Source organism: Rhodococcus sp. NPDC056960, from assembly GCF_042674125.1.
In the GTDB taxonomy this organism is placed as follows: domain Bacteria; phylum Actinomycetota; class Actinomycetes; order Mycobacteriales; family Mycobacteriaceae; genus Rhodococcus_F.
The window spans coordinates 91,182-117,903 of the sequence record NZ_JBHURF010000027.1 but is presented as its reverse complement, the minus strand read 5'-3'; the positions used below and the strand labels follow the sequence as shown (position 1 = coordinate 117,903).

Below are 26,722 nucleotides of genomic sequence, written 5' to 3'. Positions count from 1 at the left end.
CGAGCCTGACCGGGCGGCGGTTCGCGTGGGTGTTCTCCGAGGGAAGTGGCGCTGTGGAGAAATCACGGCGCTTCGAATGATAGATTCCTCCAGAAGCGGAGTGAACGCTCCGCTTGTTGGGAGTATTCATGACAACCGCCTCGACGCGGACGCACCATCAGTTGACCTTTGCCGTTCTCACGCTCGGAGTCGGTGCCTTCGCCCTCCTGCAGTCACTCGTGATGCCGGTGCTGCCCACGCTCGAGTCGGGGCTGGGCACGTCGCAGACCGGCATCACCTGGGTGTTGACTGCCTACCTGTTGTCGGCGTCGATTTTCACGCCGGTCATGGGACGACTCGGTGACATGCATGGGAAGAAGCGTGTGTTCGTCGTTGCACTCGTCGCATTGGCGGCTGGATCGCTACTCGCAGCCCTCGCCACCTCGCTGTCGGTGATGATCGCCGCCCGGGTGATCCAGGGCATCGGAGGCGGTGTGCTTCCCTTGGCGTTCGGCATCATCCGGGACGAATTCCCCGAGGACAAGGTAGTCGGCGCCGTGGGAACCATCGCCGCCCTCACCGCGGTCGGCGCGGGTCTCGGCATCGTCCTCGCCGGTCCCATCGTTGCCGTGCTGAGCTATCACTGGCTCTTCTGGATCCCGATGATCATGGTCGTCCTGGCAGGGGTGGCCGCGCAGATCCTTGTCCCCGAGTCCCGCGTCCGAACTGCCGGAAAAATCAACTGGCTCACCGCGCTGTTGTTGTCCGGGTGGCTGGTCGCACTACTACTCGGTGTGAGCCAAGCCCCGACGTGGGGGTGGGGTTCACCGATCGTCGTCGGACTGCTGGTGGCGGCGGCCGCGCTGGTGGTGACCTGGGTGGTCGCCGAATCGCGCTCTGCCAACCCGCTGATCGACATGACGATGATGCGCATCCGAAGCGTCTGGGCCGCCAACCTGCTGGCGCTGCTGATGGGGGTCGGCATGTACGCCGCATTCGGCTTCCTTCCGCAGTTCCTCCAGACACCCACGTTCGCCGGATACGGCTTCGGTGCATCGGTCACCGAGTCGGGACTGATGCTGCTCCCCGTGAGCGCGGGAATGTTCCTTCTCGGACTTGCCTCCGGCCGCCTCGCGGCTCGACTGGGTTCGAAGAACCTTTTGATCGCAGGGTCGCTCGTCAGTGCGATCGGGTATTTCGTGGTGGCGTTTATGCACGAGACCGAGACAGACATCTACCTCGCCATGTCGTTGGTCGGGATCGGTTTCGGCCTGGCCTTCTCGGCGATGTCGAATGTCGTCGTCGGCGCCGTGTCACCGGAACAAACCGGCGTCGCGAGCGGTATGAACGCCAACATCCGCACCATCGGCGGCGCGCTGGGTGCGGCATTCATGGCCAGCATCGTCACGTCCGGAGCGTCCCCCACTGGGGTTCCGCAGGAGTCCGGCTACACCCACGGATTCCTCATGCTGGGAGTCGCAGTCGGCCTCGGCGCGGTCGCGGCCCTGTTCATCCCGGCGATGAAACGGGACCAGGCCACGCATCTCGAAGCGTCGATCGAGCTGCGGCACCCGGAACTCGCGATGGTCGCAGGCGGCACGCTGGTGGGCGACGAATCCCAATGAAGTCCGACGTGAGCACTCAGGCCGACGGCAAGGTATTGCGCCGCGACGCCGCGGAGAACCGGCAACGGTTACTCGACGCGGCAGCGACCGTGTTCAGTACCCGCGGGATCGATGCAGGCGTCGACGAGATCGCCCGGGTCGCCGGTGTCGGCATCGGCACCCTCTACCGACGGTTCCCCACCAAGGACGCACTGATCGGTGAGCTCGTCCGACAAGTGTTCCACGACTTCGTGGCCCTCGCCAACGAGGCGTCCTCCGCGCCGAACGGTGAAGGTCTCGAGCAGGTGCTCTACGGCACCGGCGCCATCCTGGCGTCGAATCGGGGATGCCTGTCTCGCATGTGGAACGACGACGAGACCACGAACTCGAGGGACGAGTTTCGACGGATCCTGTTCGACCTCCTGTCCCGAGCCAAACAGCACGGCCGCATCCGCGAGGATGCCACCGACGCCGACCTCGATCTCATCTTCTGGTCCGTGCGGGGCGTCGTCGCGACCACTCGTGGCGTGACCGACACGGGGTGGCGTCGGATCATGGCCATCATGATCGCGGGACTACGCCCCGGCGCGGACGATCTCGACGCGGATCCGATGAGTGCCCACCACATCGCCGAGATCTTGGACCGCTTCCAGGCACGGTAGAGACCGGCCGACGAACCGAGGCGGTGCCTGCGCGATCCCGGGGCACCGACGACGACCCGCGGTTTCAGGCCGTGACAGCGCCCGTGTCCGCGAATGGCCCGTCGGCCGTGAAGGCTCGGTCGGCGAAGCGCTCCCCGATGAGGCGGTGGGTGGCAGCATCGGGGTGGAGTTGATCGGGTAACGGCAGGTCCGCGTGGTCGGCTTCGCCGTACAAGTCGCACCCGTCGAGGTAGTGCAGATGGGGGTCTTCCGTTGCCCGCTGCGCCACGATTCGAGCCAACTCGTCCCGGATGGTCCGAAGCGTCAACTTGCCCGCTGCACGCTCGGAGGGATCTCCCGTGGCCACGAATCGCAGCTCTCCCCTGCCGAGCGCGTCGAAATCGAAGGCGCCGGGTCCCGGAGTGTCCTCGTGTATAGGGCAATGAATCGGCGAGACGATCAACAGCGGCGTGGTGGGATGGCCTTCCCGGATCGTGTCGAGGAAGCCATGCACGGCCGGGCCGAACGCGCGCACGCGCATCAGATCGGCATTGACCAGATTGATGCCGATCTTGACGCTGATCAGGTCGGCGGGGGTGTCGCGCAGCGCGCGGGCGGTGAATGGATCCAACAAGGCGCTGCCGCTCAACCCGAGATTGATCAGTTCCACGCCCCCACGGGAGGCGGCCAGTGCCGGCCAGGTGCTGGAGGGGCCGGCAGCGCCGGAGCCGTGGCTGATCGAGCTGCCGTGATGCAGCCATATGCGGCGGCCTTCGTCCGGCGCAGCCTCGATCTCTGCGTTGGTGCGCAATCCGACGAGTTCGGTGGTCTCATTGTGCGGCAGCCAGATCTGCACGGTCTTGATGCGGTCGGGCAGATCCGTGAAACGGACAGTGCTGACAGGTCCCGACTGCGTCTGCGCACTCCCCGTCGCGATGTCGATGGTCACCGCATTACCACCCGGCGCGCTTGCCTGACCGACCAGTCGACCGTCGACGAGCAGGTCGTACACACCGTGGGGTCGCGGCGGAGCACCTGTGTAGATCAATTTGGTCGGCAGCGTGTCGAGTTCGATGCTCGTCGCGCGGGTGCGGAAAACCAACCGCACGCCTGACGGCTGCGCTTCCGCCATCGTCAATTGACCGTCGGCGCACTGCGCGCGGGCGCGGGCCGGAAGGCGGTGCGGCAATATGCCGCGCTCGGTGCGCTCGAGCTCGAGAGCGCCGAACAGAAGATCCTCGGTGACGGCAGTAGTGATCCAGCTGTTCTGGGTGTGCATCGGTTTCACCTGTACGTGGTTTGCGGGTGCCGCAGCTGCCGCGGTGCCGGCGACAGCGGCGGCCGGGTATGAGGACAACGTGACTACAGACCATAGTAATTTGCCTATACTATATAGGCAAATGCATTGTTCTCGATCGGAGGGAGCTTGTCGGACATGGCACGTGCAGGGCTCACACCGGAACGCCTCACCCGGGCAGGGGCCGAACTGGCGGACGACATCGGCTTCGAGCAGGTGACCGTGTCGGCAGTCGCCAGGCAATTCGACGTCAAGGCCGCAAGCCTGTACTCCCACCTGAAGAGCACCCAGGATCTCAAGACCAGGATTGCCCTACTCGCCCTCGAGGAGATGGCAGAGCAGGCCGCCGAGGCTGTAGCCGGCCGTTCCGGCCACGACGCCCTGATCGCCTTCGCGAACACCTACCGCAGCTACGCGAGGGCGCACCCCGGCCGATACGCCGCGTCCCAGATGCGCCTCGATCCGGAGACTGCGGCCGCGAGCGCAGGCAGGCGCCATTCACAGATGATGCGAGCAATTCTGCGAGGCTACGGTCTCACCGACCTCGATCAGACCCACGCAGTTCGGTTGCTGGGCAGCGTCTTCCATGGCTACGCCAGCCTCGAATCGGTCGGAGCCTTCAGCCACAGCCCTCCGGACAGCGAGGAAAGCTGGCCGAGAATTCTCGATGCCCTCGACTCCATGCTGACCAACTGGCCCACTCACTAGCCGATACCGGATCCGCCCCAGGCAGGGATTCCGGGCAACCGGTCCGCCGCCGTCGACCCGAATGACGACCCGTGGATTCACTCGAGTCGCCACGAACAGTGCCTTCAGGCGCGGAGAATTACTGGGTCGGTTACTGCCCCGACGCGGGAGTCCGTCCCCCGCGCCTACGGTTCCGCCGCGACGACCCACCGCGGCGGCCGACGACGGCGCCTCGAAACCCTGACGCCGAACGCAGGGTGGCACCACGAAACCCGGTGACCCGACCGAGCGCACTGCACCGGAGTTCGAGACCGACCATTGGAGTGGAGCGGACGATGAATGAGCAGGAAATGGGGCCCGTGACGCGGGAAACCGGCAGGGTGGCATTGGTGACTGGGGCCAGCAGCGGGATCGGTGCAGCCACAGCGCGCCTTCTGGCCGCGCGCGGGATGCGAGTGGTGGTCAACTTCCTTCGCAGCAACACGGCAGCGGAGGAGGTCGTGGCCGGTATCGACGCCGCCGGCGGTCACGCCATGGCCGTGCAGGCCGACGTGCGTGAACCGACGGCCGTCCAGAGCTTGATCGAGCAGATCCCCGCGGCGTGGGGCGGCATCGACGTGCTCGTGCACAACGCGCTCACCCCGTATGCGATCAAGCCGTTCGAGGACATGACGTGGGAAGAACTCGGCGGCAAACTCGACGACGAGATGCGCGCGGCCTTCGTCGTCACGAAAGCCGTCCTGCCCGCCATGATCGAACAAGGCTCGGGTCGGATCATCTATCTCGGGACCGGCCTCAGCCGGTGGCCTCGGGAGGGGATGATCGCGTTGGGCACCGCGAAGGCCGCGCTGGCGCAGTTCGCCCGGTATCTCGCCCAGGAACTGGGCCCGAGGGGCATCACGGTCAACGTCGTCGAGCCCGGCCCCGTGGAGGACACCCGCATGGCAGGTGTTCTCGAGGAGGACAGCAAGCGGCGGCAGGTGGCCGCCACGCCCATGGGCCGCCTGGCACGTACCAGCGACGTCGCCCGAGCGGTCGCCTTCTACGCCGGCGAGGACAATTCCTTCATGACCGGCACTACGTCCGTGGTCAACGGCGGGATGTTCATGTATTGACGCCCCGGCGTTCTCGGCACGCGCGCCGCCGGCGACCGAACGCGTCCGGAACACCGTCATCTCAGCGTCAGGCCGCGGCGGTGGGGCCCGCAGTTGTGCGGGCGGGTGGCGGTGACACGATCGAGGAGGAACGATCATGCACACGATCGATCTCGCCTACGTCGGGCGGGGACTTCACGAGGAACTGGTCGCCTACATTGCCGACCAACAGGACTACTACGCCGACGAAGGCGTCCACGTCGCACTGCGCGACGGCTGCGCCTGGGACGCGGAGCGGCTGCGCCACGGCGCTACCATCGGGCTCGGCCGGGCCCTGCTGTCCCGGCTGACCGATGGCATCCCCTGGGTCGCACTCACCGTCAACACCCACCGCCCACTGTTCTGGTTCCTCGCCCGCCCCGGTCCCGCCTCCCTCACCGACCTGGCAGGCCGACGACTGGCGGTACACGCACCCCACACGCCGCCCGGATGCTTCGCTCGGATCGTGCTGCGCCAGGCCGGCCTCGACCCGGACCGCGACATCCGGTGCATCTTCCGGCAGCCCGGTGACTACGGCATGGACCTGCGCCAACTGCGCGACGGCGCCATCGACGCCGCCTTCGTCGGTAGCACCATGGCACCGGAAGCGGTCGCCGCCGAGCACGGCTGGCGGGTGCTGGCCTGGGTGGGCGACCACTTCCAGATCCCCACCGTGGGCGTGGCCGTCGACCCCACCTACATCCGCCCGGACGCCCCCGCGATTCAGGCCGTCGTCCGCGCCCACCGGCGGGCCCTCCAAGTGATCCACACCGATCCCGACACGACGGTGCGGCATCTCCGGACGTTCCTCGGCGGACAGACCGCGAACGAAGTCCGGGCGCACTACGAGAAGTTCATCGCACCGTACTTCACCGTCGACGGCAAAGCCGACCTCGCCGTCGGCGCCACTGCGATCACCGCGGTCGCCGCCGAACTCGGTGTCCGGGAAACTCTCGCCGCGACCGAGTTCTACGGCACCCCCACCACCGCCCCCTGAGCCCGGCACACGCCGCGCCGCGACGGGTGCCCACCGCAACACCTCCGGGACGCGGTCCCACCTCGAGACCGAGGATCCGCGCGTCCGCGGCAATCGTTCACGGAGAGCGTCTCACCCGTGTCGACGACGACCGGGCTGGAGGGGTGCGGCGGGCATCCGCGGCCGCGGTCCGACGTTCCGCGATCGCGGAAATGAACTTCGCCGTCGGAGTTGCCGGATCCAGCAGGGGCGCGGCGGTGAGGGCGTCGGCGATGGCCAGGGTCGCGCCCTGGCCCGCGGCCGGTGACATTCCGTGCGCGGCGTCGCCGAGGATCATTGCACGGCGACCACCCCAATGGGGCAGTTCGGGGACCCGTTCGGCGTTACAGCCGAACAGCATCGGCGTGTCCTCGACCAGGGCGCGGACGTCGATGATCGTGGCCGGGAACGCGGCGGTGAGCTCGTCCTTCCAGTCCCGCGACGAGTGGAGGCCGACGTCGGCAGGGCGGAGCGCGGGGCGGGTCAACCGAGCGAACCAGAAGATTCCTTCTCCCCCGCCGTTCAGGACACCGACGGTGTGCGCCTCATGGCGGAAGAACGACAGCACCCCGGGTTCGAGCTCCTGGCGGTCGCTCGGCCCACGATGGTGCCCATAGAGCACGACCTGCCCTTCGTAGACCGGCGCCGTGGGCCCGGTGACGATGTCGCGGCGCACGGCCGAGGACAGTCCGTCGCATCCGACGAGCACATCGGAATCGACCACCCGCCCATCGCCCAGATGAAGCCGGACAGTGCTGGGCAGTGTCTGCACAGCGGTCGCGTGCGCGTCGTGCACGATACTCACACCCACCTCCCGGCATCGCTCCTGCAGTGCCGTCAGCAGGTCACGACGCCAGACGTGGTGGTGCCCGATTCCCTCGGTCGGCGGGAGGGTCCCGCGGCGGGTGTGGCCGTCGGCAGTCATGGCGATCGCGTGGACCGGGATGCCGGTACTGCGGAGGCGCGGGCCGATTCCGAGCTTCTCGAGGTCGGCGAGCGCGCGGCCGGACACGGTCAGGTAGGCACCGTCCTCGGCCCCCGATCTCCGGTCCCGGCGCTCGTACACCGTGGCGTCGTGGCCGTGGGCGGTGACTGCGATCGCGAGGGTCAGCCCGCAAATTCCGGCGCCGACGATGGTGACTTCCGACATGTTCCCTCCGTTTCCAGTGGATTACCAATCCGACGGAAGTTCAAACGACGGCGACGAACCCCGAGTTCGACCGGCTGCTGTGTGCCGCGGGTGAGGTGGAGGCCCTCGCCGCCCAAGATTCCCTAGCACAATCCGATCCACTGGTGGTCACTAGATCTATTGCTGCGCTGCCACTTTCATTCACCGCTTCCGTCGTCGCGACAAGGCACAGCGCCAACGGTGACCGACTTTACCGATCTGCGGCCAGCACTGCCGCAAGGCCTTCTTGCAGATCCTTGACGAAATACTCGGGAACCTCCAGCGACGGGAAATGTCCCCCGGTTTCGGGCGACCTCCATCGGACGATCTGCCGGAATCGCTCCTGCGCCCAGACGCGCGGACACTTCTCGATGTCGCGGGGATACACACTGATCGCCGACGGGACGTCGACCCGAAGTTCGGGGTCGAGCGAGTTGTGGCTTTCGTAGTAGATGCGAGCCGACGACGCGCCACTCCGCGTCAGCCAATACAGGGTGACGTCGTCGAGAATCCTGTCTCTGGATATCGTCTCGAACGGGCTGTCGTCGGTATCTGTCCACTCGGCGAACTTGTCAAGTATCCAGGCGAGAAGCCCCACTGGTGAGTCGACGAGCGAATAGCCGATGGTCTGCGGTCGGGTCGCCTGCTGCTTCGCGTACGCCGCGTGGTGGCGCCAGAAATCGCGGGTTTCCTCGGTCCATTGGCGCTCTTCCGCCGTCAGCCCGTCCGTTGTCAACCCGGGCGGTGCCTGTGCCGTCGTTGTGTGGATGCCGAGAACGTGCACCGGGAACCTGCCGCCGAGGACCGTGGTGATCACACCTCCCCAGTCGCCACCGTGGGCCGCGAACGTGCCGTAGCCGAGCCGTCCCATCAGTTCCACCCATGCGGCCGCGATCTTTTCGATCCCCCACCCGGTGGTGGCCGGCTTGTCGCTGAAACCGAAGCCTGGTAGCGACGGGACCACGACGTGGAACGCCGGCGCGTCTGCATCTTTCGGATCTGCCAGCTCGTCTATTACATCGATGAACTCGGCAATGCTGCCCGGCCAGCCGTGCGTCAAGATCAGCGGAGTGGCATCTGCGCGTGTGGATCGGCGGTGTAGGAAGTGGATTCTCAGATCGTCAATGGTCGTGCGGAACTGGCCGATCCGGTTGAGGCGCTCTTCGAACGACCGCCAGTTGTACCCGGTGCGCCAGTAATTCACGACCTCGACGAGCTCTGCGAGAGGAACGCCCTGTTCCCATCGGCGAGGGTCGGGCGCGGCGCGATAGACCGTCTCAGCTTCCGGTAGCCGCGCCGCGGCTAATCGCGCGCGCAGATCCTCGAGGTCGGCGTCGGTGGCGTGGGCTTCAAATGCTTGCACGTCGCTGGTTGGACGGGGCATGAGACCTCCCGGTCATCGTGGAACCGGCCTGACCTACCGCGAACCGGCTGAGACGGTTCTAACATGCCGTCATGCCAGCGGGCAACCGGCTAAGGTGGTTCCATGCGTGCTTCGTTCCCCGACTTTCGCCTCGGCAGCGTGCTGGCGACCAGTTTCACGGGGACTCTGAGTGAGCGCTGCGGAAAGCACGTGGAGCGCATACCGACACCGGGCCGGCTCGTCGATTGGTTGGCGGCGAACGGCCTCGCCGTGGACTCCTGCACCACAGCCCAGCTCGAATTCGCTCGGGAATTGAGGGAATCAATTCACACCGCAGCAACAGCGGCCGCGATCCACGACGCCCTCCCCGCTTCTGCTCTCCAGGTCATCAATGACTGCAGCATTCAGGGTCGGGCCGCGGCCGTCCTGACGCCCGAGGGCAATCGGCGATGGCGACTCGGCTCGGCTTCCTGCGTGGAAGATGCCCTGGGCGTGATCGCCGCCGATGCGATCAGCATCATCGCAGGCGAACGAGATGGAAAATTGGCCTTGTGCGCATCGCCAACCTGCCGAGCCGCCTTCTTCGACACCAGCCAAAGTCGCACCCGCAAATGGTGTGACATGAACACGTGCGGGAATCGTGAGAAGAAGGCGCGCTTCATTGCCAACCAGCGCAGAAACCCCGACTCGGCGAAGTAATCGCCACCCTCAGCGATCCGGGTCGAGACGCCGTGCCTGCTCGGTGGCATCCGACCGGTCCCGGGGTCAGTCGACGCACGGTACCGTGCCGCCGTCGATAGGTGAGCCCTGATCTGGTGGAGGCGTTGCGGGCGTGCTGGTCGCGGTGGGGCCGGCGGTGCCGGGATTCACCGCTCGAGTCGAGGGCCCGGACTGCATCACGAAATTCTTGGTCGATGCGTTCGGACCTGCCGGGGGTGTGAAGGTGCGGCCGAGAACGATCCGGATGTGGCCGGGCGGAAGGGTGGGATCGGGGGTGATGGTCAGATCTCCGAGCAAGGCCGACGCAGTCTCGGCGTCGGCGTCGCTTCCCGGACCGTAGGTCACCGAGGAAGCCGTGCCGTCCCGGGACGTGGCATTACCGACTGCGCCCACCGCGAAGCCGTCTGCGACCAAAGCCTTCGACATGTCGGTGGCCAGCCCCGGCGTTTCGCCGGCATTGACCACGTCGACAGTGCTGGTCGGTGGTTTCGCTGGACTGGTCGTGGTCGGTTCGGACATTCCGAACGCGGCACGCACCTGGGCTCGGATAGCAGGGATGTCGACGATATTCACATCCTGGCCGTCGATAGTGTCGTAACGGACGACGGGCAGGGTCTGGAACTCGGTGGTACTGCCGGCGACCTTCCCCAGTTGCTGGGCATAGCTTCCGATATCCCATCCCGACGACAGGACGACGTCCCGTTTGGCGACGTCGAGCAGGTTCTGCAGTTTTCCCGGGTTGACGAAGGTCCCCGCGGACTGCAGCTTGTGCATCGCCGACACCAGGAATGCCTGCTGCCGGTGAGTGCGGTCGAGGTCTCCGTTGTCGAGACCGTGCCGCTGCCTCACGAACGCGAGAGCTTGGGAAGCGTTGAGCGTTTGCGGTCCGGCCGGGAAGCTGGCACCCGAGTAGTCGTCGTCGACGGGATGGTTGAGGCACACGTCGACCCCGCCGAGCGCCTGCGCCACATCGTAGAATCCGGCGAGGTTGATTTCGGCGAAACGGTCGATGGGCACACCGAGGACGTCGCGGACCGTCTGCAATGTTTCCGCGCGGCCGGCCTCACGGCCCTTCGTTTCGAGGGTCTGCTTGTCGGTCACACCCGTCGCGGCCAATCGTTGCTCTGTGTAGTACTTCTCGAGGCCGTAGGCTTCCTTGATCTTCACGTGGTCGTTATCGGGTATGCCTTTGACGGGGACGTAATCGTCGCGGGGTATCGAGAAGGCGGTGATGTTGCTGCCGTCGTCCGGCACGTGGAGCAGGATCAACGTATTGGTGTTGTAGCCGCCCTCCTCGCCGTCGCCTGCGTGCAGTTGATCGAGGATGGCCTGCGGTAGGTCGTTTCCTTGCTGGTCCTTGCGTGAGTCGAGGCCGATCAGCAGGATGTTCGTGGCCCCGTCCTGGGATCTGGGTCCGTCGCCGAGGGCGTCCGACATGCTGAGTCCAGAGGCGAGGGCCTGCAATTGGTACCAGCCGAAACCCGTACTCACCAGAACCATCAGTGCCGTCGCGGACACGATGATCCGCCACCCTAGGCCCGCGCGCGGGTGCGGTGCCATACGGTGACTGGGCGCGCCACGGCGCCGAACTGTCTTGTCGTTCATCTCACCGCCATAGTGGATCGAACGGGTCCCGACTGCGGCACCCGGCGCGCCGGCAAATGCGTCCCGGCAGGGCCGGCGCCGTCGCGGGCTTGTCATCGAAACAGTATCCGACTCTCCGGCGGTCACTCACGGGCGTTCGAATGCGAGAGCGGTGCGCGGGCAGATCTGAGAGGCCCCCACGGATGAGCCCGGGGTAGTGAGTCACCGCCTGGCCGGTACGCGCGAATCATCGAGTTGCGCATCGCCTTCCACGGAGCCGATAGCCGATCGAAATTGACAGCAGATTCACAGCCTGGCGGGATCTGGTTCCCAGGAAGCGCTCCTATCCTCGCCCGGGAAGGCAGTGCATCCAGCGAAGGACCGGATATGACGCACGACGACGCGGCGCGCGAATCAGACGCGACCCGCCAGAGCACACCAACTCCTCCGGAGCGGCGATGGCGCGAAAGAGAAGTGGCGGGCATCGCGGTTGCTGCGGATCGGGTCTCTGGTGGTCGGCGGATTGCTCGTCCTCGGCGTCGGATTCGGCCTAGGGCTTGCCACCGGCATGGCGTGGCACCACGGTGGGCACGGGGGTCACTCCATGTCCGGGGACGGGCACCACATGCGCGATGATCAGCACGGCGGCCCCGGTGGACGCCATGGCGGCTCCGGTCCGCCAGTGGGTGGGAACGGTGCGACACCGGGCCCGACGACCACCATCGCACCGCCTGGGACCAGCACGGCGCCATCGACGACCGCGGCGCCGACACCCACACCGTGATGTTCGCACCCAGCGCGTGGGCCCCCGCCTTTCAGCGTCTCCACAGCGTGCGGGGTTCATACTTCACATTCGACCACCGAATCGACAGCTGATTCCGCTGCGCAATAGGCACTTTTGCCGTGGGCGGCAATGGGCGCGCGGACGGTGCGGGGGCACCGCTGGCCGGAATCGGCACTAACCGCGTAGACGTATCGCCGAAGCGCGGCGGTTGTTCCGCCAGAGGCCCGGTGAACCACCTGGAGATCTATGGGCGGAGAACCTACGCGCCCGAGCAGCTCCGATAACAGTGAGATAACGGCGCTATAACGAATCGGGTACCCTCGACGGGGATCGACGCTACCGGGCTTCGGGAACCGGTGCGCCCACCCGTAGGCCTCCACGCCGCGCATTCGCAGGAAGCAGAGTATGACGACGTACGACTATCGACGGTTTGCAGGCGGCATCGTGTGGACCCTTGCCATCGGATACTTGCTGTCGGAGACCCTGACTGCGGAGGCGTGGACCACGCCGTACAGCTTCGTCTACAACTCGATCAGCGACCTCGGCGTCACGACCTGCAGCCAGGTGTGCTCTCCACTTCATTCGTTCATGAATCTCTCGTTCGTCGCCATAGGGCTGTTGATGACGGTCGGCGCGATTCTCCTGCGCGGGCACCTACCGCGCGGCCGCCTCCACGGATGGACGATGACCCTGGCTGTCGTCACCGGGCTGAGCACCGCTGCGACGGGATTGTTCCCTGCGAACTACGGGCCCATGATCCACTTGGCCGCCGTGCTTCCCGCTTTCGTCGCCCGACATGTCGTGCTCGGCCTCGTCGCGTGGGGACTGTGGAACCGGAGGCGATGGACGGCGATCTGGTCGACCGTATGTGCTCTCGCCGGACTTGCCGGTGGGGTACTTCTCGCCTTCCCGAATATGCACTTCGGCCTGACCGAGCGGATCATTCTGTATCCGTTGCCGATCTGGATGGTGGTGACCGGGGCAACGGTGTTGCTGTCGATGGTCCGCAGGGCCGTAGTTCCCCGTGTGAGACTGGCGCAGGGCGTCGAATCCCCGCAGATCCGGCAACCGGCCTCGGTCGGCGTCTAGCGGGTCACGTCAGTCGGCCCGCTGGACACCGGTGCATCCGTCCCGAGTGTTCCTGAATGGAGCAGTGCGGCACGCTCGACGGTCAACAAGCTCTCCGCGCTGTGCTCCTCGTGATACCTACGGCCCCCGCCGCGGACACCGAACAGCCGTTTACTCCAGATCAGCCACACGACCGCGGCGATGTTCACGAGCAACAGGACTACCCGCAGCACTGTCACCTTCTCGAACAGCTCGAAGATCTCCAGCGGAAGGAACAGGCTGGTTGCGACGACGGCGAAATACTCACCCCACCGCTTGACGAGCCACAGACCGACCGCCTCGATCAACTGCAGTAGCGCATACAGCAGGAAGGCAAGTGCCAGCCAGGCCAGTGTGGTCGACGACAGCGCGAATGTGTTATCGATGGTCTTGATGATCTTCGACTCGTCGACATTCCAGCCCAACTGGTCCGCTAGCGGCCGGATCAGGGGAAGTTCGTTGTCGAACGCCTCCTTCACATGGGTCTTCGACGTCCTGAGGTGAAAGATACCGACGGCCACCAGGATCAGCACGAGTGCGCGGATCACTCGTTCGACCGCGAGCAGGCGCATGATCACCCGATCCCGCAGCAAGCGCCCACGCGGAACTTCAGGGGCCTCGTCAGCCGGCCCGGAAGTCTTCGGCGGGCCGGGAACGAAGTTGGCGCAGCGCAGACACCGCCACGCTTCTCCTGCCGGTGTGTCCACCCGTAACCGGGCCCGCAGCGCCGGTTCGTCAGGGGCGTAGGTCTCGTGCCCGTGCCAACTGCACGAGCGGAGGGCGAAGTCCACAGCCGGAGCGTACCCATTGCCGCCCGATGCGGGCACGCCAACGAGTCGATCGAGGACTAGAATTGGGCACGTGGAGCGACGCGTTCTGAAGGCCTTCATGGCCGCACCCGCGGCGATCGCGCTGGCTGCCCTTGGAGCCGGAGCGGCATCCGCCGACGCGACCATGACCGCGGTCGGCGGACGGGGGCAGGTGACCGTGTCCGCGAAGGGCGACGACACGACGCGCGAGTGCGATTTCAGCGTCCTGGATCCTTCTCGAGAGACGATCGCGTCGAAAGAGGTCATTCTGGCGCCGAAGGCGAGACAAACCGTGAAGCTCACCAGTATTCCATCGGGCAGCTTCTATACAGTCGTCATGGACTGCACCGGCCAGAACACGACATCGGTTGAGAGCATCGCAGTCCGCCCCGCGCCCGATCCCCATTGATTCGATGGATCCCACCGAGTACGAGTCTTACGTCGTGTCCCGCTCCCCGGTTTCCATGAAGACCACCTGCCGACCGATCTCCACGGTGTGATCGGAGAACCGTTCATAGAAGCGGCCGAGCAGCGTCACATCGATCGCGGCCTGCACTCCGTGTGGCCAGTGCCCGGAGGTGGTGTGTGCGAGCAGAGTACGGTTGAGATCGTCCATCTCTTCGTCGGTGTGCTCGAGCCTTCTGGCCCGTTCGACGTCCCGGTTCCGCAGGACATCGCCGGCCTCCGCCGTGTGGGCGGCGGCGAGTCGTCCCATATTCGTGAAGATTTCGCGCACCTCCACCGGGAGCACATAGGTGGGGTGCCGACGGCGGGTGAGCTCACAGACATGGATTGCGAGGCCACCCATCCTCTGCAGATCGGCGGAGATGTGCAATCCGCCGACCAAGGTCCGCAAGTCCACCGCAACGGGCGCCTGCAGCGCGATGAGCGCGAAAGCCTTGTTCTCCCATCCCCGTGCGGCATCATCGAACCATTCGCGAGTGGAGATCACCTGTTCGGCCGCGCGGAGATCGGCGGCCAGAAGGGCCCGGGTGGCATCCGCGATGGCCGTTTCGGCATGCCCGCACATCGCAGCCAGATCCGCTGCGAGGCCGTCGATGTTGTCACTGAATCGGGTGCGCACCCCCTGACTGTACGGCGACGACCTTCGGCGGTGCGCTCGAGACTTTCACTGCTCCCGTCGACACCGAATGGGGGCGTCGGCGGGAGCCGATCGCACCGGCCCTGCGTCTCCGGCGGCGAGGACTCGGTGCACCGCCTCGTATCGGTTGCAGCGAACGACGGCAGCACCCGAATACTATTCCAGCGCAATCCCAGAAGGAAGGACAAGTGCCGTCGTTTTCAGCGCGCTCTCAGCGACCTCTCGCCCGCGAGTTCAGTCGCGTAACCGTCGATCCGGCTGAATTCCGCTACTCAGCGTTTACACAGGATGGGAGATATATCCTCCGAGAGGAGATCTTCGTCCTCAATGCTTATTGTCGGAATCGCTCCGGTCTCGCTGCACCCCATATTTCGAGATCGACGTTGGCGCCGGGCGCCGTCGGCGCGGCAGACACCTGTCTTTCCCCTCCTACCCTTACACTTTCGCGCGTGGATCGACGTCAGTTCTTGACCCTGCTCGCCTCGGCGACCGTGACCATCACCACCGGTGCGGGCTACGCAATCACTGGCCGCGCGACGGCGGGCGAAGCAGTGCCCGATCCCACCGAGCCGGGGCGACCTCCGGTCACCACGACGCCGGCGAGTCCGCCGGTACTGCCGCCACCGCCGCCGGCGTCGAGGGTCCGGTTGCCTGGCGGCGGCGCGTTGACCGCACTGCCGGGCACCGGGGATCTCCTCGCGCTCACCGTCGACGACGGGGTGAACAGCGACGTCGTCCGCCTCTACACCCAATTCGCGAAGGACACGGGCATCCGGCTCACCTACTTCGTGAACGGGCAGTACCCGTCCTGGACCGACAACAAGGCGCTGTTGCGCCCCCTGGTGGAGTCCGGTCAGATCCAGCTCGGCAATCACACCTGGTCTCACCCGGATCTGACCACGGTCTCGAAATCCAGGATCGCGGAGGAATTGACCAAGAACGACGCATTCCTGACAAACACGTACGGTGTCGATGCCGCACCGTATTTTCGTCCCCCGTACGGCAACCACAACAGCACGGTCGATGCGGTGGCCGCGAGCCTCGGATACACCGTCCCCACCCTGTGGTTCGGGTCCTTGTCCGACTCGCAGCTGATCACCGAGGACTACCTGATGCAGATGGCCGACAAGTACTTCACCCCGCAGGCGATCGTCATCGGACACCTCAATTACCTGCCCGTCACCCATGTGTATCCGCATCTCGTCCAGATCATCCGCGACCGCAAACTCCGAACCGTCACTCTCGACGACGTCTTCCTTCGGGCATAACGAATGTCGGATAACGGTCTTCACACGTTTCTCAGAGTTTTCTCATCCACGCTTAGCGGTGCGTGAAGGTGCGGCACCTACCGTCAGAACGCGCGGCAGGGCGCCGCGTGTGGGGCAGAACGGGAGTACAGGAATGACACTGACGAACAGGGTGATTCGGGTAGCGATCGTGGCGGTCGGGGTATCGGTGGCGGGTGGATTGTCGGTCTCCGCGGCGCAGGCCGCGCCACTCTCCCATCTGGACAAAGCGCCGACACCGACCACGGTGTGCACCGTGGGACAGATCGCCGCCGCCCGCGCGGACAGCGCACCGAAGGTATCGGCGTATTTGCAGACCCATCCCGACGTCGATCAGGCACTGACCGCTCTGCGAGCGGAACCGAAGGACCAGCGCAAACCTGACGCGAAGGCATACTTCGCGGCGCACCCGGATGTCGCGGCGGCGTTGAAAGACGCCCGTTCGGCCGAACACGCCCTGCGTCAGCAGTGCCGGATGCGATAGGCGTCGCAAACCGATTCGGCGGCAAGATTGTCGAGTATGAACGCTGCTCGGAAGATTCTGATGGTGGACGACGACCCGGACGTGCGCCGCTCGGTGGCCCGCGGCCTGCGGATGTCCGGGTTCGCTGTCGACACCGCAGTGGACGGCCGCGACGCCCTCCGCCAGGTCGGTGCGGGCGCACCGGACGCGGTGGTGCTCGACATCCAGATGCCCGGCCTCGACGGGGTCGCGGTGGTCACGGCCTTGCGGGCGATGGGCAACGACGTCCCGATCTGTGTGCTCAGCGCGTTGGACACCGTCAACGACCGGGTCGCCGGCTTGGAGGCGGGCGCCGACGACTACCTGATCAAGCCTTTCGACATCACCGAACTGGTGGCACGGTTGCATGCCCTGCTGCGCCGGGGAACGGCACTCCCCCAGCGCGGCACGGCGCGCACGATCGGATCCGTGCACATCGATCCGGCCAGTCGACTCGTGTTCGCCGACGACGTTCGCGTCGATCTGACCAAACGGGAGTTCGAACTGCTGGCGGCGTTGAGTGACAACATCGGTGTGGTCGTGGCCCGGGAACGGTTGATGGAGCTGGTGTGGGGTTACGACTTCAGCGCCGACACCAATGTCGTCGACGTGTTCATCAGCTATCTCCGCAGGAAACTCGAGGCCGGCGGGGCCGCGCGGGTGGTTCAGACCGTGCGTGGTGTCGGATTCGTCCTCCGCGAGGACCCGGTCCGATGAGTCCGTCCCCGCCGCGGTTCCCGACCCGGTCGCTGTCGGTGCGGGCCCGGGTCGCGTGGGCCGCCGGACTCGCCGCCGCGCTGGTCGTCCTGCTCGGTGCAGGCCTGACCGCGGTGACATGGGTGACCAACGAGTATCAGCAACGCGACCGCCGCGTCGACGCCGTGGCCGAAGCCCTGGCCGGCAGTGGAGATCCCATTACTCGCGGCCAGGGATACGTCGCAACCCTCAGGGCCGGCGACTCCGTCGTCGAATCGACTCCGGTGATTCTGCCCGCGGCGACGCCCGGGCTGAGCACCGCAGTCGTGCGCGGGGTCCCGTATCGAGTGCGCACGGTAGCCGGACCCGACGGGGCGCTGCTGTCGGTGGGAGTGCGGGACAACCCGACCCGTGCGCTGGTCGGTCCGCTCGCCCGCCGCCTCGCCCTCGCCGGAGTACTCGCGGTCGCGCTTGCCGCGGCACTGGGTTGGTGGTTTGCCGGCCGTGCTGTGCGCCCGCTGCGTCAGCTGATCACCCAGACCCGCACCCTGACCTCCGAGGGCGCCCCGACGCCCGCGCCGGTGCGCGGCGCCGCCGAGGCAGAGGAACTCTCCTTTGCGATCACCGACATGTGGACGCGGATGACCGCCGCGCAGGAACGCACCCGGTCGGCGTTGGATTCCGCCCGTGGCTTCGCCGCTGCCGCTGCCCACGAACTGCGCACTCCCCTCACCGCGATGCGCACGGATCTGGACATGCTGCGTACTCGACCACTCGGACAATCCGACCTCGATGAGATCGTGGGCGACTTGATCCGCACGCAACGGCGCGTCGAGTCGACCGTCACCGCGCTCGGTCACCTCGCTGCCGGCGAGGTGATGAGGCCCGAGGACCGGGTCACTTTCGACGTCACCGAATTGTTCGACCGGTTGGCGCAGGAGTATGCGCGCACCCACCCGAACGTGCGGATTACGACCCGCGGAGATCAGCCCCTGCTCATGACCGGATGGCCCGACGGCATCCGCCTCGCCGCCGACAACCTCGTCCGCAACGCACTCACCCACGGGCGCGCAACGGAAATCGAGTTGTCCGCCACCCTCGTCCACAACGCAGATCGCCGGCAGATCGAGCTGTGCGTCGACGACAACGGTGTCGGCCTGCCTCTCACCTACCGCGAACGCGTCCTGGAACGATTCGAACGCGGACCCCACCCGCGGGTCAGCGGATCCGGCCTGGGTCTCGCTCTCGTCGCGCAGCAGGCCGCGCTCCACGGCGGCACCGTCACCCTCACCGACAGCCCGCGTGGGGGCCTGCGCGCAACCCTGACGGTCGACACCACCTGCTGACGACCCCGTCTACGGATTCGGCTGCTCCGCCGGAAGTGTGATCACCACCCGCGTCCCGCCACCCGCCATCGGGTCGATCCGCACCGAACCCCCATGGGCCGAGACGATTTCGGCAACGATCGCCAAACCGAGTCCGGACCCGCCCGCGTACCGCGACCTGGCCGAGTCCAGCCGCACGAACCGCTCGAATACCCGAACCCTGTCGGCCTCGGGTATTCCCGGTCCGTCGTCGTCGACGACGATGTACGCGGTGTCGCCCCGCCGGTGGACCGCCGCCGTCACGGTCGTGGCCGCGTACCGCACGGCGTTGTCGATCAGGTTGCGCACCGCCCGCGACAGCTGATCCGCGTCACCGCGAATGCGCACCGGAGTCACCTCGGCTTTGACCGTGACGCGGTCACCGAGACGCGTGCGGCGGACTTCAGTGTCGACGACGTCGTCGAGATCGACATCGGTGACCCGCAGCGGCAGGCCCCGCTCGTCGGCCCGCGCGAGCAGGACGAGGTCGTCGACGAGTAGCTGCATCCGCATCGCTTCGGGCAGTAGGGTGCCACGGATCAGCTCTTGGTCGAGGATTTCGGGGCGTGCATCGGCCACTTCCAACGCCGCGGTCACGGTCGCCAAGGGATTGCGCAATTCATGGGAGGCATCGGCGACGAACCGCCGCTGGGCGGCATGCCCGCTCTGCAGACGTGCGAGCATGTCGTTCATCGTGCACGCGAGCGCGGCGATCTCGTCGCGTGGGCGCGGTACCGGTACTCGTTCGCTCAGATCGGTGCTCGAAATCGTGGCCACCTCGGTGCGGATCCGTTCGACCGACCGCAATGAACGCCGGACCAGTTTGAAGGTCACCGCAGCCGCGACGACGGCGATGACCGGTGCCCCGACCACGAGGAGTCCGCCGACCGTGGCCAAGGTCGCCTCCACCGGCTCTTCACTGGCAGCAACGATCACGCTGTAGTCGCCTCCGACACCGCGCGACCCCTGCACCGTGACCCGAAGATCGGCCCCACCCGCTCCCTGTGTGACCAACCCGCGAAGCGGTGCGTTACCCGGCGGGGGCTGCACCCCGGTGACCGGGAGACCGGGATCGTCCGCGGAGGATCGCACCACCCGGCCACCGCTGTCGACGACCTGCACCAGGGTGATGCGCTGGTCGGTGTCGAGGAGCTGGCCGTCGAGATCGGCCGGCGAGTCGGTGCGCAACCCGGCGACGATGTCTGCGGCGCGGGAGGTCGCGGCATCGTCGAGCGCGAAGAGCAGTGCCCGGTCGAGCACGTACAGCAGCGCCGCCGCGCCCAACACCAGTGCGGCCGCCACCACCACACCTGCGCTCAGCGCCGAACGCAAGGCCAACCCCCACGAGGACGGCGTCAGCCACATCGGTGCGACTTTCATGTCGGCCATCATCCGCCCTTCGTCCTGGAACCGGGTCGACGCGGACACCCGAGCGTGCGGATCATCTCCGCCACCACCCCGATCTGTATTCGAAACACATTCGCTTCCAATATCTTTCGTGACTCCGAACAATTGTCGCCGCTCTCAGCGGTTTCTCAACGAACTCCGCATACGTTCGGAGGCGATCCTTCTAGGGACGGGAACTTGTCATCATGGAGTCGTCGCAATCCGAACCCGCACGAGACGAGCCGGAACGCCCCCCTTCCGTCACGGGCAGCAGTTCCGTGGCGCAGTCGCGACCGAGCAACAATGCCGGCTGGGCGGTGGCATCACTGCTGTTCTTCTGGCCGCTGGCGTTTTCTGCGTTTCACCACGCGTTCGAGGTGTATCCATTGTGGGCGGGTGGCGACACCGACGGCGCTCTCTATGCCTCGCGCCGGGTCCGCAAACTCGGGCAGTTGTCGCTGTGGATCTTCGGTGCCCTCCTGCTTCTGGCTGTCGTCCTGTACGCGATCGCGGCGATTGTGCTGATCTCCCACGGTGGGGACGGCGGCCAGTTCCACCACCACCGGGTCGAGTGATGTCCCCGACGGTAGTCCCCGAGCAACCCGGTCCCGCCGCCGGGACCTGAACTGGCTGCAGCCAGTGGCGCCAGGGCCGCCGGCGAAGTGCGGGTGCCCACGTTCCGCCGACGGCACAATCACAGCACCACACTGTGCGGGCCGGGGACCACCGGCTCTCAGTGTTTCCACAGTGGCCGGGTTCGACACGCCGTATCCACGGGCGCAGGGGTCAACGACCGTCCGGCTCGAATCCGCGACGGCAGGATTGGGAATGAGCTTGTCCGGATTCACTTCACCGTTGTGGTTGCTGTTCGCGGCGGTCATCGTGGCTCTGCTGGCCGGGTACCTGTGGGTGCAGCGGCAGAGGCGCAGAAGGTTCTTGCGGTTCACCAATTTCGAGCTGCTCGACAGCGTGGCACCCCACCGACCCCGCATGGCCCGGCATGTCCCCACCGCGCTGTTGCTGATCGGGCTGCTGCTCCTGACCGTCGCGCTGGCCGGGCCGACCGCCGCCCGGAAGGTTCCACGCAATAGGGCCACGGTGATGCTGGTGATCGACGTGTCGTTGTCGATGCGGTCGACGGATGTGTCACCGACGCGTCTCGCGGCGGCGCAGGCGGGCGCGAAGAACTTCGCCGAGACCCTCACCCCGGGAATCAATCTCGGTCTCGAATCGTTTGCGGGAACTGCATCGGTTCTGGTCTCTCCCGTTCCCGACCATGCCGCCGTCGCAGGCGCGCTCGACCACCTCCAACTGGCCGAGCGGACCGCTACCGGGGAAGCGATCTTCACCGCATTGCAGGCGATCGACACGCTCGGTAGCGTGCTCGGCGGTGGCGACGGCGGCCCGCCGCCGGCCCGGATCGTCCTCTTGTCGGACGGCAAACAGACCGAGCCCGCCGCCCTGGACGACCCGCGCGGTGCGTTCACCGCCGCCCGACTGGCGAATCAGAAGGATGTCCCGATCTCGACGATCTCCTTCGGCACCGCCCATGGCACGGTCGACATTCAAGGCCAAAGCGTCCCCGTCCCCGTCGACGACGGATCCCTTCGGCAGGTCGCCGACCTGTCCGGTGGGTCGTTCTTCACGGCCACCACCGCCGACGAACTCGATGCCAGCTACCAGGACCTCCAGCAGCAGATCGGCTACGAGAACCAACTCGGCGACGCCAGCCGGCCCTGGTTGATCCTCGGTTCCACACTGGTCGCCGCGGCCGCCGCCACCGGCCTCGCCATGAGCCGGCGCCTGGCCTGAGAACCCGGCCCGTCGTCGAGCGACGAAGCGGGTCACCACCAGGTCTGGGCGTATCACAGCGCTCAGCGTGCGCTCAGCCACAGATCCCTACAGTCTGGCATTGTGAACGAGACGACGCGGTCTGCGGCTGCCACGACCGGGCGCACGATGCTGAGTAAGGTGCCCGAGATCACGGTGTGGTTCTGGGTCATCAAGATCCTGTGCACCACCGTCGGTGAAAGCTTCGCCGACTGGATCGACATGACCCTGGGTGTCGGTCTGACCCTGACCGCTCTCATCTTCACGGGAATACTTGCCGCGGTTCTGGGATGGCAACTGTGCCTGGACCGGTACGTGCCGATTGCCTATTGGCTGACAGTCGTCGTGCTGAGCGTGACCGGCACGCTCTACACGGACATCCTCACCGATGCCCTGGGTGTTCCGCTCGCGGTGAGCACGAGCATCTTCGCAGCGGCGCTCGCCGTCGTCTTCGGCGTCTGGTACGCCCGCGAGCGGACACTGTCCATCCACAGCATCGTCACGATTCCCCGCGAGTTGTTCTACTGGCTCGCAGTGCTGGTCACCTTCGCGCTCGGCACGGCCGCAGGTGACTGGACACTCGAGCTCACCGGCTGGGGGCCGGGAACATCGGTGCTCCTACCGGCCGGCCTGATCGCCTTGATCGCGATCGGCTGGCGACTGGGCGCGAACGCCGTGCTGTCGTTCTGGCTCGCCTACATCCTCACTCGTCCGCTCGGGGCTAACCTCGGCGACTGGCTGGCCTCCCCGTCAGCCGAGCACGGTCTCGGGTGGGGCACCGCCCTGACCAGTCTGGTATTCCTCGTTGCAATCCTTGCGACGGTCGGCTACCTCACCCTCACCCACAGCGACGTCATCGAACTACCCGAACGGACCCCGACGCCCGCCGCCACCGCACGGCCGGCCCGCGAGCGAATCACGCTCGGGTACTACGCCGCTATCGCGGTCGCGACAGTCGTTCTGCTCGGGTGGGCGGCCGGTCAGCCGCACGCGGCCGTGGCGAGCGACGAGGAGGAATCCGGTGCGTTGTCGGTGACCGCAACACTCGACGCAGGTCAGGTGACCGCACATTTCCCTCCGGCAGAGGTCGCGAAGTTCCGCGCCATCGCCCGAGACACGCTCACGAAAGTGCAGGCCGGGCAGCAGGCTGACGCCGAGGCGCGGATCACGGACCTCGAAACTGCGTGGGACGATGACGAGGCGACCCTCCGTCCCGCCGACCAGACCGCGTGGGGCGTCGTCGACGGAAGAATCGACGCCGTCCTTCATGCGGTGCGAGCAAGCACACCCGACCCCACCGTCGAGGCGCAGACCCTCACCGCCCTGTTGACCGAGCTTCAGTGAGAACTACACCGCGAGATCCGACGAGCCAGGTGGTGCCGGCTCCGCCGCCACCGAATTTTCCGGGTGCGGTGTACTGGTTGTCGTCCAGCACGTCGCCACGCGCCACCAGATCGAGGAGTCGCTGCTGTCCCCCCGGCGATCCTGCGACTCGAATTTCGCAGAGTTGCACCATAGTTCGCCATCTCCGCCACTTTCGCCTCGGCGTCGGCCCATGCCTGCGCGGTCGTGTCCCGCACGAAGGTGGTGATCCGCAGACCGAACTCCCGCGGCACATGCTCTCGGCCGAGTTTCTCGCTCAGCGACCGCAACCGCTCGATCCGTTCCCGCACTCCATCGAGTAGCGCACCCCAGAAAAGCTGTACGTCGGCCTCGGCAGCGGCGACACGCTCGGCCACGTCGGATGCAGCACCGTGGAATCGGCGACCTGGAAATATTGCCCCGATACGTGACGTTCTCCTCGGTCCAGAGCCGTATTGACGTCACGGTGATTTCAACTGTCGATGCCGGGATGCGGTTGATGGATTATCGACCGGATAATCGGTTTCATCGACGGAGAAGGTACATGCCCTCTGAACTGACGATCTCGACCCTTCATGTGAGCGAAGTGTCGTGGTTCGATCCCGACGCGGAGGCATTGCGAGCAGCCATGGCCGCGGAGGTCGGGCCGCGATACTCCGACCGGGTTTCGACGGCAGACCGCGCAACCACCAATGCGGTTGACCCGCAGTCCGTGTTCCTCACGGTGGTGGCGTATGCCGTGCATACCGACGCCCGAGAAACGGTGGGCCACGCCGCCCTTCGGTGGAACGGCGAGGACCTGGAGTTGAAGCGGATGTTCGTCAAACCCGAGCATCGCGGAACCGGTGTGTCGACGGCCTTGTTGCGCGCGGTCGAAGATGCCGCTGTGAACGCGGCACGACCTCGACTGATCCTCCAGACCGGCGACCGGCAACCGGATGCTGTGCGATTGTACGAGAAGAGTGGTTACTCCCGGATTCCGACCTTCTCCCCCTACGAGATCTTGCCATTCTCGAATTGCTTCGAGAAGGTATTCGACCACGGGTGACGGCTGATCGATGTGTACGCTGACCGGGTCGTGGTCCGGAACCCCCGCCAGGGTCGCGCCGCTGACGGACCCCAGGATCTCCGCGACCACGACCGGACCAATGCCCGGCCGCGCCAGCAGGACGGGTGAGGCCTCCGGGGTATCCGCGAGCACGTCGCGCGCCTCGGCAACGGCGTGGTAAAGCGGGAAGCCCAGCCGTCCCAGCCACTCGTTGTCGAAGTATTTCGCCAGATAGGCCAGGCCCGAGTCCGGAATGATCACGACCACTGCGTCGACCGGACCGAGAGTGCGCGCCACCCGCAGGGCGGCAGCAACCGCGGTACCGGCGAACCCTCCGGCGAGCAGGCCTTCCTCCCTGGCGAGGCGGTGCAGCACCGTCAGGGCCTCGACGTCCGGGATCCGCTCGATTCGACCGACGACGTCCGGATGGTACGAGTCCGGCCACTCGTCGCGCTCGGTCTGCGGGTGCAGGAAATGGCCCACGGATTCGATGTACCACGCCCGTCCGTCTCCCCCGCCGTAGACGGAGGCATCGGGATCCGCTCCGATTATCTGCATTGCCCCGCCGGAGACCTTCGTCAGGAATTCCCCCGTCCCGGTGATGGTCCCGCCGGTCCCGACACCGGCCACGAAATGGGGGACGCGCCCCTGAGTCTGACGCCAGATCTCCGGTCCGGTCGTGGCGCGGTGCGCGTCCGGATTCGCCGGGTTGTCGTACTGTCCGGCGAGCCACCCGCCCGGAATCTCCGCCGCCAGACGAGTGGCGACGTTGCGCACGAATTCGGGATGGTGGCTGGGCCGGCCGCCCGGCGTCACATGCACCCGCGCCCCGTGGGCCCGCAGCAACGCGATCTTCTCGACGCTCGTCTTGTCCGGCACTACGACGACCGAACGGTGGCCCCGCGCAGCCGAGACCAACGTCAGCCCGACCCCGGTATTGCCCGACGTGCCCTCCACGACGGTGCACCCGGGCAGGAGCTCTCCGGATTCCTCCGCCGCCTGAATCATCGCCAGGGCGGCGCGATCCTTCACTCCTCCGCCGGGGTTGAGGAATTCGAGCTTGGCGTACACGGTGGCGGAGATGCCGGCGGTCACTCGGTCAGCATCGCAAGAGCAGCCGTCGAACAACAGGATTCGCGTCACGCCGATCAGATCTTCACCCGACCAGGCCCGGCACCCGGAATCCCGGAGATTCGAATCCTTCTGCGGACGTGCCGATCGGGTTGTACTACGGGCCGACCCAGAGCGAAGGGGGTAGTCGAAAAGATGTCGACACTCGTGACAACACTGCAGTCTCACGACACCGAGCTGTGGCAGTGGCGACTGGCTGCGCGGTGCCGGAAAGAAGATACTGAGATCTTCTTCCCGGCGGACGCCGAACGCAGGAGCGCGCGCTCCGAGCGGGAAGATCTCGCCAAGGAGTTCTGCCGCGGCTGCGCGGTGGTGGAGCAATGCCTGGCGTATGCCCTCCAGACCGGCCAGCAGCACGGCGTCTGGGGTGCGACGACACCGGGTGAACGGCTCGCACGACTCGGCCGGTGAGAGAACGGTCCCGCACCCGCCGCTCGCCTCACATACTGTCGAAAATGAGGTGTTCGGGGACGCCCGCCGACTCTGCGGCGGTCACGGCGTCGAGGAGGTCGTCGGTGAGTTGATGGAATGTCGCGGAATGGACCCGTTCCAGGGGCTGGTCGCCCGGATCGGTGTCCACGAAGTCGGTGTCCATGAAGCTGTGCAGCATGGCGCAGGTGTCGCGCACCTGCTCCAGCGCCCGGCGCTGATTCCGGTTCATCGGCCGTGCGGCGGGCGCCCCACGGTCGGCGTCGCGCGCCCGGACTGAGGAGGGCATGCGCACCCGACTGCCCGCAGCAGGTCGAGCCGGAGTCGCTCATAGGTGGCCACCCACCGATGGTCGACAGGTTCGTCGCGAAGGTACGCGTTCAGAGACGCACCGTTGCCACCGGTATCCAACCATCGGCGCAGATCGGTAGTGCGGTCCTGAACGTGCTGCAACAACATCTGTGACGAAACGGGCATCGGGTCTCCTACGTCTCAAATTTCCCTACAGCAACAGAGGATTCGAATACGTTGCACGTCAAGCTCTTTCGGTGGCCATTGTGAAGGATGTGCGCGCGTATCGGGGCATTTCCCGGGAATGCCTTCGGAGTCGGCACCGCTCCCCGCCTCCGGGACAGCGCACGAGCCCGAGGTCGGCACCACACCCGAGGACTGCTGGACACCCGACCGAGTGGCGT

General features: G+C 66.3%; 25 protein-coding genes and 2 pseudogenes. 17 read left to right on the top strand and 10 right to left on the bottom strand.

The window, feature by feature from the left end:
- The first annotated feature begins 128 nt into the window (after window positions 1-128).
- Entirely contained in the window at window positions 129-1,604 is a 1,476-nt protein-coding gene (locus ACFTWF_RS34705; protein ID WP_378465606.1) for an MFS transporter, read from the top strand.
- Window positions 1,601-2,245, top strand: coding sequence for a TetR/AcrR family transcriptional regulator (locus ACFTWF_RS34700; RefSeq protein ID WP_378465605.1), 645 nt, complete (start codon window positions 1,601-1,603; stop codon window positions 2,243-2,245). The genes ACFTWF_RS34705 and ACFTWF_RS34700 overlap by 4 nt, the downstream gene beginning before the upstream one ends.
- A 64-nt stretch (window positions 2,246-2,309) precedes the next feature.
- On the opposite strand, the gene ACFTWF_RS34695 is transcribed toward ACFTWF_RS34700, so the two are convergent.
- Window positions 2,310-3,503, bottom strand: coding sequence for a GDSL-type esterase/lipase family protein (locus tag ACFTWF_RS34695; RefSeq protein ID WP_378465604.1), 1,194 nt, complete (start codon window positions 3,501-3,503; stop codon window positions 2,310-2,312).
- Window positions 3,504-3,659: 156 nt separating this feature from the next.
- On the opposite strand from ACFTWF_RS34695, the gene ACFTWF_RS34690 reads away from it, so the two are divergent.
- From ACFTWF_RS34690 to ACFTWF_RS34680, 3 genes are all read left to right on the top strand, one after another.
- Entirely contained in the window at window positions 3,660-4,229 is a 570-nt protein-coding gene (locus ACFTWF_RS34690; protein WP_378465603.1) for a TetR/AcrR family transcriptional regulator, read from the top strand.
- A gap of 314 nt (window positions 4,230-4,543) precedes the next feature.
- Window positions 4,544-5,323 (top strand): SDR family NAD(P)-dependent oxidoreductase, encoded by a 780-nt coding sequence (locus ACFTWF_RS34685; protein WP_378465602.1) that lies wholly within the window; start codon window positions 4,544-4,546, stop codon window positions 5,321-5,323.
- A 136-nt stretch (window positions 5,324-5,459) separates the two neighbouring features.
- Entirely contained in the window at window positions 5,460-6,338 is an 879-nt protein-coding gene (locus ACFTWF_RS34680; RefSeq protein WP_378465601.1) for an ABC transporter substrate-binding protein, read from the top strand.
- A gap of 97 nt (window positions 6,339-6,435) precedes the next feature.
- On the opposite strand, the gene ACFTWF_RS34675 is transcribed toward ACFTWF_RS34680, so the two are convergent.
- Complete coding sequence (locus tag ACFTWF_RS34675; RefSeq protein WP_378465600.1) at window positions 6,436-7,506, bottom strand: FAD-dependent oxidoreductase; 1,071 nt, start codon at window positions 7,504-7,506, stop codon at window positions 6,436-6,438.
- A gap of 229 nt (window positions 7,507-7,735) precedes the next feature.
- Window positions 7,736-8,908, bottom strand: coding sequence for an epoxide hydrolase family protein (locus ACFTWF_RS34670; RefSeq protein ID WP_378465599.1), 1,173 nt, complete (start codon window positions 8,906-8,908; stop codon window positions 7,736-7,738).
- Window positions 8,909-9,010: 102 nt separating this feature from the next.
- Here ACFTWF_RS34670 and ACFTWF_RS34665 point away from each other — a divergent pair, with 102 nt between their 5' ends.
- Window positions 9,011-9,586, top strand: coding sequence for a CGNR zinc finger domain-containing protein (locus ACFTWF_RS34665; protein ID WP_378465598.1), 576 nt, complete (start codon window positions 9,011-9,013; stop codon window positions 9,584-9,586).
- A 66-nt stretch (window positions 9,587-9,652) separates the two neighbouring features.
- Here ACFTWF_RS34665 and ACFTWF_RS34660 read toward each other — a convergent pair whose 3' ends face one another.
- Window positions 9,653-11,212 carry an LCP family protein gene (locus tag ACFTWF_RS34660; protein WP_378465597.1) on the bottom strand — a complete coding sequence of 520 codons (1,560 nt, stop codon included), beginning with the start codon at window positions 11,210-11,212 and terminating at the stop codon, window positions 9,653-9,655.
- 1,168 nt (window positions 11,213-12,380) lie between these two features.
- On the opposite strand from ACFTWF_RS34660, the gene ACFTWF_RS34655 reads away from it, so the two are divergent.
- Window positions 12,381-13,064, top strand: coding sequence for a DUF998 domain-containing protein (locus ACFTWF_RS34655; RefSeq protein WP_378465596.1), 684 nt, complete (start codon window positions 12,381-12,383; stop codon window positions 13,062-13,064).
- Here ACFTWF_RS34655 and ACFTWF_RS34650 read toward each other — a convergent pair.
- Entirely contained in the window at window positions 13,061-13,873 is an 813-nt protein-coding gene (locus ACFTWF_RS34650) for a DUF2127 domain-containing protein (RefSeq protein WP_378465595.1), read from the bottom strand. The genes ACFTWF_RS34655 and ACFTWF_RS34650 overlap by 4 nt on opposite strands.
- Before the next feature lie 70 nt (window positions 13,874-13,943).
- Between ACFTWF_RS34650 and ACFTWF_RS34645 the strand changes: the two genes are divergently transcribed.
- Window positions 13,944-14,300, top strand: a complete 357-nt coding sequence (locus tag ACFTWF_RS34645) for a hypothetical protein (protein ID WP_378465594.1) — start codon at window positions 13,944-13,946, stop codon at window positions 14,298-14,300.
- Between the two features lie 27 nt (window positions 14,301-14,327).
- On the opposite strand, the gene phoU is transcribed toward ACFTWF_RS34645, so the two are convergent.
- Complete coding sequence (gene phoU, locus ACFTWF_RS34640) at window positions 14,328-14,975, bottom strand: phosphate signaling complex protein PhoU (RefSeq protein ID WP_378465593.1); 648 nt, start codon at window positions 14,973-14,975, stop codon at window positions 14,328-14,330.
- A gap of 485 nt (window positions 14,976-15,460) precedes the next feature.
- On the opposite strand from phoU, the gene ACFTWF_RS34635 reads away from it, so the two are divergent.
- The 4 genes from ACFTWF_RS34635 to ACFTWF_RS34620 all read left to right on the top strand — a co-directional run bounded on the left by ACFTWF_RS34635 (window position 15,461) and on the right by ACFTWF_RS34620 (window position 18,823).
- Window positions 15,461-16,261 (top strand): polysaccharide deacetylase family protein, encoded by an 801-nt coding sequence (locus ACFTWF_RS34635; protein WP_378465592.1) that lies wholly within the window; start codon window positions 15,461-15,463, stop codon window positions 16,259-16,261.
- Window positions 16,262-16,394: 133 nt separating this feature from the next.
- Window positions 16,395-16,763 carry a hemophore-related protein gene (locus tag ACFTWF_RS34630; protein WP_378465591.1) on the top strand — a complete coding sequence of 123 codons (369 nt, stop codon included), beginning with the start codon at window positions 16,395-16,397 and terminating at the stop codon, window positions 16,761-16,763.
- A 54-nt stretch (window positions 16,764-16,817) separates the two neighbouring features.
- Window positions 16,818-17,498 carry a response regulator transcription factor gene (locus ACFTWF_RS34625; RefSeq protein ID WP_378465620.1) on the top strand — a complete coding sequence of 227 codons (681 nt, stop codon included), beginning with the start codon at window positions 16,818-16,820 and terminating at the stop codon, window positions 17,496-17,498.
- Complete coding sequence (locus ACFTWF_RS34620; RefSeq protein WP_378465590.1) at window positions 17,495-18,823, top strand: sensor histidine kinase; 1,329 nt, start codon at window positions 17,495-17,497, stop codon at window positions 18,821-18,823. Before ACFTWF_RS34625 ends, ACFTWF_RS34620 begins: the two co-directional genes overlap by 4 nt.
- Before the next feature lie 9 nt (window positions 18,824-18,832).
- Here the strand turns inward: ACFTWF_RS34620 and ACFTWF_RS34615 are convergent, their stop codons facing one another.
- Window positions 18,833-20,221 carry an ATP-binding protein gene (locus ACFTWF_RS34615; protein ID WP_378465589.1) on the bottom strand — a complete coding sequence of 463 codons (1,389 nt, stop codon included), beginning with the start codon at window positions 20,219-20,221 and terminating at the stop codon, window positions 18,833-18,835.
- A 212-nt stretch (window positions 20,222-20,433) separates the two neighbouring features.
- Between ACFTWF_RS34615 and ACFTWF_RS34610 the strand changes: the two genes are divergently transcribed.
- The 3 genes from ACFTWF_RS34610 (at window position 20,434) to ACFTWF_RS34600 (ending at window position 23,401) form a co-directional block, all read left to right on the top strand.
- On the top strand, window positions 20,434-20,802 hold the full coding sequence (locus ACFTWF_RS34610; protein WP_378465588.1) for a CD225/dispanin family protein: 369 nt from the start codon (window positions 20,434-20,436) through the stop codon (window positions 20,800-20,802).
- 253 nt (window positions 20,803-21,055) lie between these two features.
- Entirely contained in the window at window positions 21,056-22,039 is a 984-nt protein-coding gene (locus ACFTWF_RS34605; RefSeq protein WP_378465587.1) for a VWA domain-containing protein, read from the top strand.
- A 147-nt stretch (window positions 22,040-22,186) separates the two neighbouring features.
- The gene (locus ACFTWF_RS34600) at window positions 22,187-23,401 is read left to right on the top strand and encodes a hypothetical protein (RefSeq protein ID WP_378465586.1); all 1,215 of its coding nucleotides are present in this window, start codon (window positions 22,187-22,189) and stop codon (window positions 23,399-23,401) included.
- A gap of 13 nt (window positions 23,402-23,414) precedes the next feature.
- Here ACFTWF_RS34600 and ACFTWF_RS34595 read toward each other — a convergent pair.
- Window positions 23,415-23,872 (bottom strand): annotated as a pseudogene (locus ACFTWF_RS34595) (LLM class flavin-dependent oxidoreductase); the annotation flags it as partial.
- 37 nt (window positions 23,873-23,909) lie between these two features.
- On the opposite strand from ACFTWF_RS34595, the gene ACFTWF_RS34590 reads away from it, so the two are divergent.
- The gene (locus ACFTWF_RS34590; protein ID WP_378465619.1) at window positions 23,910-24,467 is read left to right on the top strand and encodes a GNAT family N-acetyltransferase; all 558 of its coding nucleotides are present in this window, start codon (window positions 23,910-23,912) and stop codon (window positions 24,465-24,467) included.
- A 306-nt stretch (window positions 24,468-24,773) separates the two neighbouring features.
- On the opposite strand, the pseudogene ACFTWF_RS34585 reads toward ACFTWF_RS34590, so the two are convergent.
- Window positions 24,774-25,538: pseudogene (locus tag ACFTWF_RS34585) on the bottom strand (PLP-dependent cysteine synthase family protein); the annotation flags it as partial.
- Between the two features lie 207 nt (window positions 25,539-25,745).
- Here ACFTWF_RS34585 and ACFTWF_RS34580 point away from each other — a divergent pair.
- Window positions 25,746-26,009, top strand: a complete 264-nt coding sequence (locus ACFTWF_RS34580) for a WhiB family transcriptional regulator (RefSeq protein ID WP_378465585.1) — start codon at window positions 25,746-25,748, stop codon at window positions 26,007-26,009.
- A 28-nt stretch (window positions 26,010-26,037) separates the two neighbouring features.
- On the opposite strand, the gene ACFTWF_RS34575 is transcribed toward ACFTWF_RS34580, so the two are convergent.
- Window positions 26,038-26,316 (bottom strand): hypothetical protein, encoded by a 279-nt coding sequence (locus ACFTWF_RS34575; protein ID WP_378465584.1) that lies wholly within the window; start codon window positions 26,314-26,316, stop codon window positions 26,038-26,040.
- Window positions 26,317-26,722 lie beyond the last annotated feature (406 nt).